Consider the following 11,165-nt stretch of genomic DNA (forward strand, 5'->3'; position numbering starts at 1 on the left):
CTCGGGCGATCATGCGTCGGTGAGCGCGTAGCCCTCCTCGCCGTGGACGACGGAGTCGACACCGGCGATCTCGTCCTCGCTGGTGACGCGGAAGCCGATCGTCTTCTCGATCGCGAAGCCGATGATGAAGGCGACGACGAAGGAGTAGATCAGCACGCCACCTGCGGCGATGGCCTGGACGGCCAGCAGGCGCCAGTCACCACCGGTGAACATGCCCTGTCCGGTGGCGAAGAAGCCGAGGTAGAGGGTACCGATGAGGCCACCGACGAGGTGGATGCCGACAACGTCGAGCGAGTCGTCGAATCCGAGACGGAACTTCAGCTCGACGGCCAGGGCGCAGACGACACCGGCGACGAGGCCGAGGACCAGTGCCCAGCCGGGCGTCAGGTTGGCGCAGGCGGGGGTGATGGCGACGAGACCGGCGACGGCACCCGAGGCGGCACCGACCGAGGTGGGCTTGCCGTCCTTGATCTTCTCGATGACGATCCAACCGAGGATGGCCGCCGCCGTGGCGCCGAGGGTGTTGATGCCGATGAGTCCGACACCGCCCATGTCCTCCGACAGCCACTCCGCACCGGCGTTGAAGCCGAACCAGCCGAACCACAGCAGAGCGGCACCGAGCAGGGTCAGCGGCACGTTGTGCGGCTTGAGGATGCCCTTCTGGAAGCCGATGCGCTTGCCGAGGACGAGAGCGAGGGCGAGGGCCGCGGCACCCGCGTTGATGTGCACCGCGGTACCACCGGCGTAGTCGATGACGGCGATTCCGCTGTCCTCACCGAAGAGCGTGGTGCCGAGGTTCATGATCCAGCCGCCGCCCCAGACCCACGCGGCGATCGGGAAGTACCCGACCGTGGCGAAGATGCCGGCGAAGATCAGCCAGGAGCCGAACTTGGCGCGGTCGGCGATGGCGCCGGAGATCAGGGCGACCGTGATGATCGCGAAGGTCGCGCCGTATGCGACACCGAGAAGGGCGACGTTCGCGTCGGGGCCCTCGGACAGCGCCGAGAGACCGAAGTCGGCGAACGGGTTGCCCGCGAACTGCGTGGGGCTGTCGACCGCGCTCATCGAGTAGCCGAACAGGATCCAGAGCACGGCCACCAGTCCGATGGAGCCGAAGCTCATCATCATCATGCTGACCACGCTCTTCGCCTTGACCAGGCCGCCGTAGAAGAAGGCGACACCGGGGGTCATGAGAAGAACGAGGGCGGTCGCGGTGATCGCCCAGGAGATGTTGCCGGGAGCATCCATGGAATACCTCACATCCGAGTAACTGAGAGCACCAGTGTGGCGATGCCCGGTTTCGGGAAGGCGCGAGGAGTGTTTCGCTCCGGTTACACCCGGCGTCGGTGTGTAACCATCGCGTTACGCGCGGCTGGAATGCGTCAGTGCATTCAGCCGGGAGATGGCGCGCAGGTACTTCTTGCGGTACCCGCCGCCGAGCATCTCCTCGGCGAAGACCTGGTCCAGCGATACTCCGGTCGCGGCGATCGGGATCTGCGCGTCGTAGACGCGATCGACGAAGGCGACGAACCGCAGCGCCTCGGACTGATCGGTGAGCACGCGCACATCGCGCAGCCCGACGAGTCGGAGGCCGTCGATCAGGCGGATGTACCGAGAGGGGTGCACGCGCGCCAGGTGCGCGACGACCTCATCGAACGCATCGTCGGAGACCAGCCCGGACTCGGATGCCGTGGCGATCGCCGAGGCGTAGTCCTCATCGGAGAGCACGATCGAATGCCCGTCGATCGCCCGCTGACGGAAGTCGACTCCGTCGATCCGCATCGTTTGGAAGCTGTCCGACATCTGATGGATCTCGCGGAGGAAATCCTGCGCGGCGAAGCGGCCCTCGCCCAGAGCATTCGGAGGGGTGTTCGATGTGGCCGCGAGCTTCGTGCCCGAGGTGACGAGCTCGCCCAGCAGACGCGTCATGACCATCGTGTCGCCGGGGTCGTCGAGCTCGAACTCGTCGATGCAGAGGAGGTCGGCTCCGCGCAGCAGATCCACCGTGTTCTTGTACCCGAGGGCCCCGACCAGGGCGGTGTACTCGATGAAGGATCCGAAGTACTTCCGCCGAGCGGGCATGGCGTGATAGATCGACGCGAGGAGGTGCGTCTTCCCGACGCCGAAACCGCCGTCGAGGTAGACGCCGGGCTTGACCGCCGGCTCCTTCTTCGGTCGGCTGAAGAACGACGCCTTCTTGACCGGCGCACCGCGCCCGGCGAAACGCAGGAGCGTCTCCTTCGCCTCCTCCTGGGAGGGGTACGCCTCATCCGCGCGGTAGCTGTCGAACGTCGCACCGTCGAACTGCGGCGGCGGGACGAGGCTCGCGAGCATCTCGGGACCGGTGACGGTCGGCTGGCGGTCGCTGAGGCGCACGACGCCCGTGGTGCTCTGCGTGTCGGTCATTCGTTTCCTGTGTCGAAGTCTTACGAATCCGGCGCCTGCGGCACCGCGGGGAACTATCGTCGAAGCGACGGAACAACACTACGCCGTCGCCGCCCGCCACCTTCACTCGCACACCCCCGAGGAGCATCCCGTGACCATCGAGTTCGACACGTCGTCCGCAAAGTTCGCCGAGTACTCCGAGCCCGGCCGGCTCGTCACCACGGAGTGGCTCGCCGCTCACCTGGGAGAGCCGGGGCTCGTCGTCGTGGAGTCCGACGAGGACGTGCTCCTCTACGAGACCGGACACATCCCGGGCGCGGTGAAGGTCGATTGGCACACCGAACTCAACGACCCGGTCGTGCGCGACTACGTCGACGGCGAAGGGTTCGCCGAGCTGCTGAGCCGCAAGGGCATCGCCCGTGACGACACGGTGGTCATCTACGGCGACAAGAACAACTGGTGGGCGGCGTACGCACTGTGGGTGTTCTCGCTGTTCGGTCACGAGGACGTCCGTCTGCTCGACGGCGGCCGCGACCGCTGGATCTCCGAGGGCCGCGAGATCACGCGCGAGGCGACGAACCGCCCCGCGGTCGAGTACCCGATCGTCGAGCGCGACGACACGCTCCTTCGCGCCTACAAGGAGGACGTGCTCGCCCACATCGGCAAGCCGCTCATCGACGTGCGCTCGCCCGAGGAGTACAGCGGGGAGCGCACGACCGCCCCCGCCTACCCCGAGGAGGGCACTCTGCGCGCCGGCCACATCCCCACCGCGCAGAGCGTGCCGTGGGCGAAGGCGGTCGCGGAGGACGGCGGGTTCAAGTCCCGCGCCGAACTCGACGCCATCTACCGCGACGGCGCCGGTCTCGCCGATGGCGACGAGGTCGTCGCGTACTGCCGCATCGGTGAGCGGTCCAGCCACACGTGGTTCGTGCTCAAGCACCTCCTCGGCTTCGAGAACGTGCGCAACTACGACGGTTCGTGGACCGAGTGGGGCAGCGCGGTGCGCGTTCCGATCGTGACCGGCTCGGAGCCCGGAGCGCTCTGAGCGTGTGACAATGACAGGGATGAGCGAAACGCACGTTCCTGAGACCCTCGCCGAGATCCGAGACGCCTTCCTCGACACGCCCGAGAGCGACCGACTGCTGCTCCTTCTGGAGTTCGCGGACGAGCTCCCCGCGGTGTCCGAGGAGGTCGCGAACCATCCGGAGATGTGCGAGCGTGTCGCCGAGTGCCAGTCCCCCGTGTACATCTACGTCGAGATCGTCGATGGCCGCGTCGTCATGCACGCCACCGCACCGCCGGAGGCGCCGACGACTCGGGGGTTCGCGAGCATCCTTGTGCAGGGCATCACGGGACTCACGCCCGACGAGGTGCTGGCGATCCCCGAGGACTACCCGCAGGCGATCGGTCTGACCAAGGCCGTCTCGCCCCTGCGCATCGGCGGTATGACGGGAATGCTCATGCGAGCGAAGAAGCAGGTCAGGCAGAAGCGCTGAATCCCTGCGCGGCGAGCCAGTCGCGGATCGCTGCGGTCCACCCGGTCTCGTCGTAGTTCCAGATTTTGGTGTGGCGCGCCCCCGAGAAGACCGGCATCGTGACGAGGTCCGGGCGCGCGTCCCGCAGGGCATGCGAGGCGTCCGCGGGTACGAAGCCGTCGTCGTCACTGTGCAGGATGAGCGTGGGGGCGGCGAGCTCCTCGGCGCGCGCGACCATGTCGAGGCGGTCGAACGCTATCGCGTCCTCCGCCCCGCTCAGTCGCGCGGTCACCGGAAGGGACAGCGCCCCCATCGCCAGTGCCGGAAGCGGTGCGCGGAGCCCCGCCTCTCGTGCCTGATAACGCAGTACGGTGCGCCAGTCGACCACCGGCGACTCGAGGATGAGCCCGGCGATGCGGTCGCGGTTGCCGGAGTTCACGGCCGTCTGCAGCGAGACGGCACCGCCCATCGACCAGCCCATCAGGATCACCCGCTCGGCTCCGTGCCGGAGGGCATAGGCGATCGCAGCATCCACGTCACGCCATTCCGCGGCTCCGAGTGCATACGCTCCGCCGCGGCTTCGCGGGGCCTCGCCGTCGTTGCGGTACGAGACCACGAGGTTCGGCAGCCCTGCGGCGTGGAGGACTGGCACCGCACGCAGGCACTCGGCCCTGGTCGTTCCACGTCCGTGCACCTGAATGACCCAGGTGCTCGACGCCGCGGGGAAGAACCACGCGGGGCAGGGTCCGGCGGGCGAACCGATGAGGACGTTGCTCCAGGGCAGATGCAGCTCCGACGGGGCCGAGTAGTACCAGCCGCTGAAACCGGCGTCGCGATCGACGCGCGCACCCGGCTCGATCTGGGTGAGGAGCTTGCGTCGCACGGTCGTGCTGTCGGCGCTGAGCACCGCACCCAGCTTGACGTATCCGTACGTTCCCGTCGTGTAGAGCCCGTAACGCCCGGGAAGCTCGGTATCGAGCGTGCGAGCGAGCTCGATGGTCTGCGCTCCCGTGTCGACCGCGAGGATCTTCGTGTTGGGTCCGCTCCGGGTCGGCATCACGACCCGGCGGGCGATGCTCAGCACGAGCAGCGCGGACGCCGCTCCGAGTGCGAGCAGGACAGGGAGAAGGAGTGCAACGGCGTGCCTGAGACTCTTCATCGCTTCCTGACTCTAGCCTGTTGCCGTGACCGCACCCCCCGATGCCGGGACCCTCTTCGAGAACGCCGCCGCAGAACTGCGCGAGACGGCGTTCCGTGACGACATCACCGTGCGCGAGATTCCGACCCCGACCGGCCTCGCGCCCTTCGCTCTGGCGCTCGCCGCCGATGTCCGCCCCGACGACGACGGCGACTCCGTGTACGGAACGGGTCGTTTCGTGCTGCTGCACGATCCGGACGAACCGGCGGGCTGGGGAGGATCGTGGCGGATCGTCATCTTCGCGCAGGCACCGCTCGAGACGGAGATCGGCACGGATCCGCTGCTCGCCGACGTCACCTGGTCGTGGCTCGTCGATGCCCTCGACTCCCGGGAGGCCCGGTACGGCGCAGCGTCGGGCACCTCCACCAAGACGCTGTCGAAGGGATTCGGGGGCCTCGCCCTCGAAGGCGACGGCGCACAGATAGAATTGCGGGCGTCCTGGACTCCGCAGGGCCCGTTCCGTCCGCACGTCGAGGCATGGGCCGAACTGGTCGGAATGCTGGCGGGTCTTCCGCCCGGTTCCGAGGGCATCGCCGTTCTCGGCGCGCGAAAGGCTGTACGTGACTGAATACTCCGTGATCTCGGATGCCGAGGAGTTCCGCGCCGCCTGCGCCGTGCTCGCGAACGGCACCGGACCGGTCGCCGTCGATGTCGAGCGCGCCTCCGGCTTCCGCTACTCCCAGCGCGCCTACCTCGTGCAGGTCTTCCGCCGGGACGCCGGCGTGTTCCTCTTCGACCCGCCCGCCATCGGCGACCTCACGCCGCTGAACGCGGCGATCGGCGACGTCGAATGGGTCTTCCACGCCGCGAGTCAGGATCTCCCCTCGCTGCGCGAGCTCGACCTCGACCCGCACACGATCTTCGACACCGAGCTCGCCTCGCGCCTGCTCGGGCACGAGCGCGTGGGTCTCGCCGCCGTCGTCGAGCACACGCTCGGCATCACGCTGAAGAAGGAGCACTCGGCCGCGGACTGGTCGACGCGCCCCCTGCCGGATTCCTGGCTCGAATACGCGGCCCTCGACGTGCTGCACCTGATCGACGTGCGCGATGCGCTCGCCCTCGAACTCGAGGAGCAGGAGAAGACGGCATTCGCCGCCGAGGAGTTCGCGGCAACCCTGAGTCGCGCACCCAAGCCGCCCCGCGAAGATCCCTGGCGCCGTCTGAGCGGACTGCACCAGGTGCGCGGTGCCCGCAATCTCGCCGTGGCGCGGTCCCTCTGGCAGGCGCGCGAAGCATATGCGCAGGCCCAGGACGTCTCCCCCGGACGACTCATCCCGGACCGTTCGCTGGTGGCGGCGGTCATGGCGAATCCGCAGAGCAAGCAGGCGCTCGCCGGTATCAAGGAGTTCCAGGGGCGCGCGAGCCGGACGCAGCTCGACCGCTGGTGGCAGGCCATCGTCGACGGACGGGCGACCGAGGAGCTGCCGCGCGAACGGGTTCCGAGCGACGCTCTGCCGCCCCCGCGCGCCTGGGCGGATCGCAACCCCGAGGCTGATGCACGCCTGAAAGCCGCGCGGCCCGTGGTCGAGGCGATCGCCGAGGAACTGCACATGCCGACGGAGAACCTGTTGACGCCCGAGTACCTCCGACGCGTCGCGTGGGCGCCAGCGGGAGACACCCCGGAAGCCATCGGCGGCGCACTGACGGCACTGGGCGCGCGCACCTGGCAGGTTGAACAAACCGCACAGAAGATCGCCGCCGCTTTTGTAGAAGCAGCGCAACAGCCCGACGAGGCTCCCGCCACGGCTTCGTAGGTTCGATCCAACCGATTCCTCCCCGTTTCGGGGCCTCCCTAGACTGAGGCCACCGCACAAACTTGGAGGCAGAGTGGCCGAGATCTCGGACGTCTTCTTCGTCGATGGAGTGCGCACCCCCTTCGGGCGCGCCGGCGAAAAGGGCATGTACTGGAACACCCGCGCAGACGACCTCGCCGTGAAGGCGACCATCGGTCTCATGGAGCGGAATCAGGCCGTCCCGGCCGACCGCATCGACGACGTCGCGATCGCCGCGACCTCGCAGACCGGGGATCAGGGACTCACGCTCGGTCGATCCGTGGCGATCCTCGCCGGACTCCCCCAGACCGTTCCCGGCCTCGCGGTCGAGCGGATGTGCGCGGGAGCGATGACGAGCGTGACGACCATGGGCGCCTCGATCGGGGTGGGCATGTACGACCTGGCCCTCGCCGGTGGCGTGGAGCACATGGGCCACCACCCGATCGGCGGCAACGCCGACCCGAACCCGCGATTCGTCGCCGAGAAGATGGTCGATCCCGGAGCGCTCAACATGGGCGTCACCGCCGAGCGCATCTTCGATCGCTTCCCGCACCTCACCAAGGAGCGCTCCGACCGGTTCGGCATGCTCAGCCAGCACAAGGTGCAGGCCGCCTACGACGCGGGCAAGATCCAGCCCGACCTCGTCTCGGTGGCGATCAAGGATGCCGAGGGCGCCTGGGGGCTCGCGACCGAGGACGAGGGGCGCCGCCCCCAGACCACGATGGAGGACCTGGCCGCTCTGAAGACGCCGTTCCGTCCGCACGGTCGCGTCACCGCCGGCACCTCCTCTCCCCTCACCGATGGCGCGACGATGTCGCTGCTCGCCGGTGGCGGCGCCGTCAAGGAACTGGGTCTCGCCCCGAAGATGCGCATGGTCTCGTTCGCGTTCGCGGGCGTCCAGCCCGAGATCATGGGTATCGGTCCGATCCCTTCGACCGAGAAGGCGCTGAAGAAGGCCGGCCTGTCGATCTCCGACATCGGGCTCTTCGAGCTCAACGAGGCGTTCGCCATCCAGGTCATCTCGCTGCTCGATCACTTCGGCATCGCCGACGACGACCCCCGCGTCAACCAGTGGGGCGGGGCCATCGCGCTCGGCCACCCGCTCGCAGCCTCCGGAGTGCGCCTGATGATCCAGCTCGCGGCCCAGTTCGCCGAGCGCCCCGACGTCCGCTACGGCCTGACCGCGATGTGCGTCGGCCTCGGACAGGGCGGTTCGGTCATCTGGGAGAACCCGCACTACGACGGCAAGAAGCGGAAGTGATGGCAGGCATGGCGAACACGGTTTCCGAACAGTACGCGAACGTCGACTTCGCACCGATCCAGGCGCTCACCGACGGCGAGGTGATCACGCAGTCGCCCGTCCGCGACATCCGTCTGGCGTCGGGCAAGGTGCTCGCGCTCATCACGCTCGACAACGGTCGCGACCATACCCGCCCGAACACCCTCGGCCCCGCGACGCTCACGCAGCTCGGCGAGACCCTCGACGCTCTCACCGCGCGAGCGGCCGCCGGAGAGATCCAGGCGGTCGGTATCACGGGCAAGCAGTACATCCTCGCCGCGGGTGCGGATCTCTCCGACATCGGCAAGGTCGGATCGCGCGACAACGCCCGGCTCATCGCGCAGCTCGGCCACAAGGTGCTCGGCAAGTTCGGCGAGCTCGGCGTGCCCTCGTTCGCCTTCGTGAACGGTCTCGCGCTGGGAGGCGGACTCGAGATCGCGTTGAACTCGACCTACCGCACGGTCGACTCCTCTGCCGCGGCGGTCGCGCTGCCCGAGGTCTTCCTCGGCATCATCCCCGGTTGGGGTGGCGCCTACCTGCTGCCGAACCTGATCGGCATCGAGAACGCGCTCGAGGTCGTCATCTCGAACCCGCTCAAGCAGAATCGGATGCTCAAGCCGCAGCAGGCGTTCGATCTCGGCATCTTCGACGCGATCTTCCCCGCGGCGAACTACCTCGAGAACTCACTGGCCTGGGCCGACGCGGTCCTCGGCGGCAAGAAGGTCGAGCGGAAGAACGAGCCCGGCAAGCTCGAGCGGCTCACCAAGTGGCCGATCGCGATCAAGATGGCGCGCGGCATGCTCGAGTCCAAGATCGGCACCGTGCCGAAGTCGCCCTATGTGGCGCTCGACCTGCTCGACAAGGCCAAGAGCGGCACCAAGGCCGAGGGGTTCGCCCGTGAGGACGAGGCCCTCGCCGATCTCGTCACGGGTGACCAGTTCGCGGCATCCATGTACGCGTTCGACCTCGTTCAGAAGCGTGCGAAGCGCCCCGTCGGCGCGCCGGACAAGGCCCTCGCCAAGAAGGTCACCAAGGTCGGCATCATCGGGGCCGGCCTCATGGCCAGCCAGTTCGCCCTGCTGTTCGTGCGCAAACTGCAGGTGCCGGTGCTCATCACCGACCTGGACCAGGCGCGCGTCGACAAGGGCGTGGCGTACATCCACGAGGAGATCGGCAAGCTCGAGGCCAAGGGCCGCCTCGACGCGGACTCCGCGAACAAGCTGCGCGCGCTGGTCACCGGCACCACCGACAAGAGCCTCTACGCGGACTGTGATTTCGTGATCGAGGCCGTGTTCGAAGAGGTCGGCGTCAAGCAGCAGGTGTTCGGCGAGATCGAGAAGATCATCGCCGAGGACGCGATCCTGGCGACGAACACCTCGTCGCTGTCGGTCGCGGAGATCGGCGCGAAGCTGGAGCACCCGGAGCGTCTCGTCGGCTTCCACTTCTTCAACCCGGTCGCGGTCATGCCGCTGATCGAGATCGTGAAGACGCCGAGCACGTCGGATGCCGCGCTGTCGACGGCCTTCGTCGTCGCTCGCAATCTCGGCAAGAACGCGGTGCTCACCGCCGACGCTCCCGGATTCGTCGTGAACCGCCTGCTGGCGAAGGTCATGGGGGAAGCGGCCCGCGCCGTGTACGAGGGCACCCCGATCGTCGACGTCGAGAAGGCGTTCGGTCCGCTCGGCCTGCCGATGGGTCCGTTCCAGTTGATCGACCTCGTCGGCTGGAAGGTCGCCGCGCACGTCCAGGACACGATGGCGACGGCGTTCCCCGAGCGTTTCTACGCGAACGAGAACTTCCACGCCCTCGCAGAACTGGACGCGATCGTCGAGAAGGACAAGGGCGGCCGGGTCACCGGGTGGACGAAGCAGGCCGAGAAACTGCTGAAGCCCGCCGTCGGTTCCACGCCGGCATCGGCCGCGACGATCCTGCAGCGCGTGCAGGACGGCCTGGCCGACGAGATCAAGCGGATGCTCGACGAGGGCGTCGTCCCGGAGGTAGAGGACATCGATCTCTGCCTGATCCTCGGCGCGGGCTGGCCGTTCATCGACGGCGGCGCCTCGCCGTACCTCGACCGGGAGGGCGCGTCGGATCGTGCCTTCGGAGGATCGTTCCACACCCCGCAGATCCGGGGCGTCGAGAACCGCTGATCACGCGCAGCGGAGGGGGTCGTGCAGCGCGCACGGCCCCCTGCGTCGTTCTCCACGCGCTCGGCTGACGGTCGGTCGTTCCGACCCCGTCCCGTATCCGTCCGGCGGCGGTCGGGCGAACACGCACCGAACAGCGCATGAACAGCGCGCCTTCACGCCCGTTCACGGCACTCCGATCGCGGACGAGGGGGCACAGTGGTGTGCATGGACATGCTCCTCTCGATGCTGGGTGGCAAGGGACTCTCGGGTCTGCTCAAGACCGGGACCGCGATCCTCACGATCCTGCTGGTCGTTCCGGCGCTCCTGAAGATCTTCATCGTGACGGTGGACGAGGGCTGGGCAGCGATCCGCACCCGCAACGGCAAGCCGATCATCCGGAACCGCCCGCAGCGGCGTCCGAGCAGTCGCGGCGGTGCTGTCGGCGAAGTGGTCGTGCTCCATCCCGGATCGCACGGCGCGTTCCCGCTGTTCTACTGGTACAGGCTCGTCGACGTGCGTTGCCGCGCGACCGACCTGCCCGCCCGCGAGATGACGGGAGCGAAGGGACACCAACATCGCGTCCACGCGTCGTTCGAGTGGAGACCGATCCCCACCGGCCGCGATCTCCGGGTGTTCGAGCTCGACGTCGTGAACGTGAAAGAGCGCGCGTCGAACATCGTCGGCGCAGCCTTGCGTGACGTGATCCGCGGCTTCGACGGTGCGGAACTCCCGCACAACGACGAGATCAACACCCGAGTCATCGCCGCGAGTGCCGACGAGGTACGGCGAGCCTGCGGCGTCGAGCTCGTGCGCGTCATGGTCACCGGCGATGCGCTCACCGACGGTTACCTGCTGTCGACGGCGCTCCGCGACACCGATCGCGACGCGCAGGCGGTCGCCGCGCTCCACGCGCTCAACTGATCAGCG

Annotated in this window: 10 protein-coding genes; 7 read left to right on the forward strand and 3 right to left on the reverse strand. The window is 68.1% G+C overall.

Features of this window, described 5'->3' with window-relative positions:
• Positions 1 to 9: 9 nt before the first annotated feature.
• Positions 10 to 1,248, reverse strand: coding sequence for an ammonium transporter (locus ACTJKK_RS04085; protein WP_400438717.1), 1,239 nt, complete (start codon positions 1,246 to 1,248; stop codon positions 10 to 12).
• A gap of 114 nt (positions 1,249 to 1,362) precedes the next feature.
• A complete protein-coding gene (zapE, locus tag ACTJKK_RS04090; RefSeq protein ID WP_440747091.1) occupies positions 1,363 to 2,406 on the reverse strand; it encodes a cell division protein ZapE in 1,044 nt (347 codons plus the stop codon).
• A 130-nt stretch (positions 2,407 to 2,536) separates the two neighbouring features.
• Here zapE and ACTJKK_RS04095 point away from each other — a divergent pair, with 130 nt between their 5' ends.
• Together ACTJKK_RS04095 and ACTJKK_RS04100 are read left to right on the forward strand one after the other, a co-directional pair.
• Positions 2,537 to 3,430 (forward strand): sulfurtransferase, encoded by an 894-nt coding sequence (locus tag ACTJKK_RS04095; protein WP_247622384.1) that lies wholly within the window; start codon positions 2,537 to 2,539, stop codon positions 3,428 to 3,430.
• Positions 3,431 to 3,449: 19 nt separating this feature from the next.
• Positions 3,450 to 3,881, forward strand: coding sequence for a SufE family protein (locus ACTJKK_RS04100; protein WP_247622383.1), 432 nt, complete (start codon positions 3,450 to 3,452; stop codon positions 3,879 to 3,881).
• Here ACTJKK_RS04100 and ACTJKK_RS04105 read toward each other — a convergent pair.
• On the reverse strand, positions 3,865 to 5,019 hold the full coding sequence (locus tag ACTJKK_RS04105) for an alpha/beta hydrolase family protein (protein WP_440747092.1): 1,155 nt from the start codon (positions 5,017 to 5,019) through the stop codon (positions 3,865 to 3,867). The two genes, ACTJKK_RS04100 and ACTJKK_RS04105, sit on opposite strands and share 17 nt — an antisense overlap.
• Before the next feature lie 25 nt (positions 5,020 to 5,044).
• Between ACTJKK_RS04105 and ACTJKK_RS04110 the strand changes: the two genes are divergently transcribed.
• The 5 genes from ACTJKK_RS04110 (at position 5,045) to ACTJKK_RS04130 (ending at position 11,159) form a co-directional block, all read left to right on the forward strand.
• Entirely contained in the window at positions 5,045 to 5,626 is a 582-nt protein-coding gene (locus ACTJKK_RS04110) for a DUF3000 family protein (RefSeq protein WP_247622381.1), read from the forward strand.
• Positions 5,619 to 6,812, forward strand: coding sequence for a ribonuclease D (locus ACTJKK_RS04115; protein WP_247622380.1), 1,194 nt, complete (start codon positions 5,619 to 5,621; stop codon positions 6,810 to 6,812). Before ACTJKK_RS04110 ends, ACTJKK_RS04115 begins: the two co-directional genes overlap by 8 nt.
• A gap of 73 nt (positions 6,813 to 6,885) precedes the next feature.
• A complete protein-coding gene (locus ACTJKK_RS04120) occupies positions 6,886 to 8,091 on the forward strand; it encodes a thiolase family protein (RefSeq protein WP_247622379.1) in 1,206 nt (401 codons plus the stop codon).
• Positions 8,091 to 10,259 carry a 3-hydroxyacyl-CoA dehydrogenase NAD-binding domain-containing protein gene (locus ACTJKK_RS04125; RefSeq protein ID WP_440747093.1) on the forward strand — a complete coding sequence of 723 codons (2,169 nt, stop codon included), beginning with the start codon at positions 8,091 to 8,093 and terminating at the stop codon, positions 10,257 to 10,259. Before ACTJKK_RS04120 ends, ACTJKK_RS04125 begins: the two co-directional genes overlap by 1 nt.
• 204 nt (positions 10,260 to 10,463) lie before the next feature.
• Entirely contained in the window at positions 10,464 to 11,159 is a 696-nt protein-coding gene (locus ACTJKK_RS04130) for an SPFH domain-containing protein (protein WP_247622378.1), read from the forward strand.
• The last annotated feature ends 6 nt before the right edge of the window (positions 11,160 to 11,165 follow it).

The sequence above is a fragment of the Microbacterium sp. 22179 genome (genome assembly GCF_052045715.1).
GTDB lineage: Bacteria > Actinomycetota > Actinomycetes > Actinomycetales > Microbacteriaceae > Microbacterium > Microbacterium galbinum.

Excerpts from the sequence above, each read along its gene's own strand:
- ACTJKK_RS04105 (WP_440747092.1), bottom strand. The coding sequence starts at position 5,019 with ATGAAGAGTCTCAGGCACGCCGTTGCACTCCTTCTCCCTGTCCTGCTC.
- zapE (WP_440747091.1), bottom strand. The coding sequence starts at position 2,406 with ATGACCGACACGCAGAGCACCACGGGCGTCGTGCGCCTCAGCGACCGC.
- ACTJKK_RS04130 (WP_247622378.1), top strand. The coding sequence starts at position 10,464 with ATGGACATGCTCCTCTCGATGCTGGGTGGCAAGGGACTCTCGGGTCTG.
- ACTJKK_RS04100 (WP_247622383.1), top strand. The coding sequence starts at position 3,450 with ATGAGCGAAACGCACGTTCCTGAGACCCTCGCCGAGATCCGAGACGCC.
- ACTJKK_RS04085 (WP_400438717.1), bottom strand. The coding sequence starts at position 1,248 with ATGGATGCTCCCGGCAACATCTCCTGGGCGATCACCGCGACCGCCCTC.
- ACTJKK_RS04125 (WP_440747093.1), top strand. The coding sequence starts at position 8,091 with ATGGCAGGCATGGCGAACACGGTTTCCGAACAGTACGCGAACGTCGAC.